Origin of the sequence: uncultured Gimesia sp., assembly GCF_937910335.1 — a bacterium.
Lineage (GTDB): Bacteria > Planctomycetota > Planctomycetia > Planctomycetales > Planctomycetaceae > Gimesia.
This window is the reverse complement of record NZ_CALEMX010000054.1, coordinates 1-3,761: the sequence shown is the minus strand read 5'-3', so window position 1 is coordinate 3,761 and position 3,761 is coordinate 1. Positions and strand designations below refer to the sequence as shown.

Here is a 3,761-nt window from a genome sequence, read left to right as displayed (position 1 = left end):
ACATCTCGGTAATGAAAACCAGGGTCAGGGGAATATCCGGACAGACTGCTAGCCAATAAAGATATATTGATCATCCCCTCAGGTCGCTCTCTGCCAGCTGCTTTCAATAAAAAAACAGGCGAACAAGAACATAAACGGAGTTTCAGTTGGAGAAGTACCGCCGGCGGTGTTGTCGGGGGGACGCAGGCCTTACTCGCAGACGGGCAAATCTATTCGATGGGAGCCCATCACATTCTGGCATTATCACAAGACAAAGGAGATATCGGTTTTGCCTGGCTGGATGGCCAACAGATGGCCGCACAAGGAGAATTCGGATATATCGCGACAGGAACTTCGGTCCGAAAGTTTAATCGCAAAGAACATGCCGCAGCCTCGCAAAAAACTCACAAAATCAAAATGAATTTAAATAAGCTGTTGGCCAAATTACGTTTTGTGAAAGGCAAAGAAGCAGAGAAAACAAGTGCCGAAATCAAAATACTGCAGGCAGATTTAAAAAAATATAATAATGTCGGTGTACTCTGGGAACAGAACTCTGATGCTCGCAATGCACTGATTGTCGCTGGTAATAAAGTTGTCGTGGGTGGTCAGGATAAAGTGGTCATTCTCGATGAAAAGACCGGTAAAGTTCTGGAAACATTGAAAGTCAATGGAGAAGCACGTGGCCTGGCCGTTTCAGATGGCGCGCTGGTTATCAGTACATCGCAAGGAGATGTTGTTGCCTTTCATGCATCGAACGCACAAACATCAGAACAAAAACAGGCTGCAATCACAAAAAAATCTCCCTACCCTCAAGACGAACTGACTGCTTTGTATGAACAGGCAGCCAAAGATATTTTAACACACTCGCAAGTCAAAGATGGATTCTGTCTCGTTCTAGGAAGTGAAGAAGGAAGACTCGCTTATGAATTGGCGCGAAACAGTAATTTGAAAATCTACTGTATCGAACCAGATGCAGCCAAAGTGGATATTTCCCGTAAGAAGCTGAGTCAGGCCGGTTATTATGGACATCGCATTGCCGTTCATCAAACAGAACTTTCACCATTACCCTACTCTCGCTATTTTGCGAATCTGATCGTCTCGGATACATTGCTGAAATCGGGTCAGATCCCTGGAATCCCCAAAGATATAGCGACTCACTTGAAACCATTGGGGGGGACCATCTGTTTTGGCGTTCCAGACAACCCAAAGGCAGCAAAAGTTACAGCTCAGAAGTTAACAGAGTGGCTCAAGCAAACCAAACTTGAAAAAACATCGGAAACAAAATCAACCGGTGGTTATGCCCTGCTGAAACGTGGTGGGTTACCAGGCGCCGGCAGCTGGTCACACCAATATGCCGATCCAGGAAACACAGCCAGTAGTAAAGATCAATTAGTCCGAGGCGGACTAGGCGTCCTCTGGTTTGGTGATCCAGGTGAAAAGAAAATGGTCAACCGCCATGAAGGTGCCGTGGGTCCTCTGGCAATCAACGGCCGCCTGTTCATTCAGGGTGAAAGTACCATCATGGCATTCGACGCCTACAATGGCTTATTCCTCTGGGAACGTGAAAACCCACAGGCAATTCGTACCGGCGTTTTTCAAAATCAAAATCCGGGTAATCTAGTTGCCAGCGATAACAGTCTCTTCTTCATGATGAAAGAATTCTGTTATGAACTGGATGCAGCCACCGGAAAAACCGTTCGCAAAATTGCACTACCCGAAAAACTCAACGACGGAAAGCACGAATGGGGTTATCTGGCATATCAAGATGGCATGCTGTTTGGAACAGCAACCACGCGTAATGAACTAGAACGTCGACAGAGACGCAGAGGACGCAAAACAAACGATTCAACAGATGCGATCTTCGCGATTGATGTCAAAACAGGAAAACCAGCCTGGAGCTACCAGGGCAAAAACATCGCGCATCACACCATTGCCATTGGTCCCGAGGCGGCTTATTTCATCGACAGCTCAATCACCAGCGAGCAACGAACTGATATTCTACGTCAGGATAAATCCAAATTAAAAGATTTAACCGGCAAAGAGAAAGAAATCGCCGAAGATCGACTCAAAAAACAAGACCTCAGACTAGCGGTAGGTCTCGATGTAAAAACCGGTAAGAAACTCTGGTCGACTCCCGTTGATGTCACGGACTGTAGTGAGATTGGAATTGGAGGCGGAAAACTATCGCTCCTCTACCAAAATAACGTCTTAATATTATGCGGCGCCAACGCGAACGGACACTATTGGAGGCAGTTTATCGCCGGTGATTTTTCTCGTCGCCGACTGGTAGCACTCAACGCAGCCGATGGTTCAAAACTCTGGACCAAAGATGCCAATTATCGTCACCGCCCCATTATCGTAGGTGAAAAAATCATCGCGGAACCCTGGTCATACGACCTTTACACCGGCGTGCAACACACCAGAAAGCACCCACTCACAGGTCAACAAGTTCCCTGGAGTATTATGCGTGAAGGCCATCACTGCGGCATGCTTGCCGCATCTGAAAACCTGCTGATGTTCCGTTCGGGCTATACCGGATTTTATGATCTCGAAAAAGATGGCGGCACAAGACACTTCGCCGGACATCGTACCGGTTGCTGGATCAATGCCATTCCCGCCAACGGCCTGGTCATGATTCCCGAATCCAGTGCAGGCTGTGTTTGCCTGTTTTCCATTTCATCCACTATTGTTCTGGAACCTCGCGAAGAACGATCTCACTGGACCATCTTCAGTTCTGTCGGCCCCAAGACTCCAGTCCAACATATGGCGTTAAACATGGGGGCACCCGGTGACAGACGAGACGCGCATGGCACTGTCTGGATGGCTTATCCACGTCCCAAACCAAGTCGTGAAACCGGCCTCGATTTCAAGTTTGATATCAAACCACAATTCGCCACAGGGGGTGGATATGACAGCTTGAACGAGATCACCAACCCAGTAAAAGATGCAGAGCCCGCCTGGGTCTTCACATCCTGGGCCAGAGGTCTGAAAGAGTGTACGATTCCACTTTTAGGGAAAGGTGATGCACCAGCAACGTACTCAGTAGAACTCTCATTCTCAGGACTCGAACCAGTCTCGTTGAATCAAAAACAGGAAACGCCGCTGTTTGATATCAAGTTACAGGGAAAAGTTGTTCAAAAGGGTTTTTCACCAAAGACAGACAAACCCACTTTGATTCGAAAATTCGATGGCGTTCCCGTGAAAGACAACCTGCAGCTGGAACTCGTTCCGCTAAATGAAAGTGCAAAGCAAATGCAGCCTGCTTTAAGTGGAATTGAAATCATTCGCTCAGATTCCTAAACTGACTTTCCAATCCCATTCTTTAAGTCAGTTCTCTCTTTCAAGCGAGACAATGTGAATAATTCCCTGAATCGCAAGCAAGTTTTTGTCTGCCTGTTAATCTTGTTCCTCTTCGGCTCCAGAGGAATGAATTCAGCTTCTGCGCTGGAATTGACACTCGACCCGCCGGGAGATCGTGAATTTGTACGCGATCTTGCAGGCATGCTTGATGAGAATACCAATAAGCAGATCAAAGAATTCTGCGACAAACTGCTCACAGACAAAGCCACGCCGATCATTGTTGTCACAATTGACTCGATGGCAAAACATGGCGGAGCCGACATGCGAATAGAAACCTTCGCTACCATTCTATTCAATCAGTGGCAAATTGGTCATGCCAAGCTGGGTGATCAGGATTGGAACACCGGAATTTTATTACTAGTTTCTAAAGGGTTCCTCTAATAATTCCTTGAAATCAAGGAATTAAGTATGGACGTGTTTTC

General features: G+C 46.9%; 2 protein-coding genes. Both read left to right on the top strand.

Features of this window, described 5'->3' with window-relative positions; genetic code table 11:
- Positions 1 to 66 precede the first annotated feature (66 nt).
- On the top strand, positions 67 to 3,279 hold the full coding sequence (locus Q0668_RS25825) for a PQQ-binding-like beta-propeller repeat protein (protein ID WP_366918859.1): 3,213 nt from the start codon (positions 67 to 69) through the stop codon (positions 3,277 to 3,279).
- A gap of 126 nt (positions 3,280 to 3,405) precedes the next feature.
- Positions 3,406 to 3,720 carry a TPM domain-containing protein gene (locus Q0668_RS02105; RefSeq protein WP_298859457.1) on the top strand — a complete coding sequence of 105 codons (315 nt, stop codon included), beginning with the start codon at positions 3,406 to 3,408 and terminating at the stop codon, positions 3,718 to 3,720.
- Positions 3,721 to 3,761: the final 41 nt, after the last annotated feature.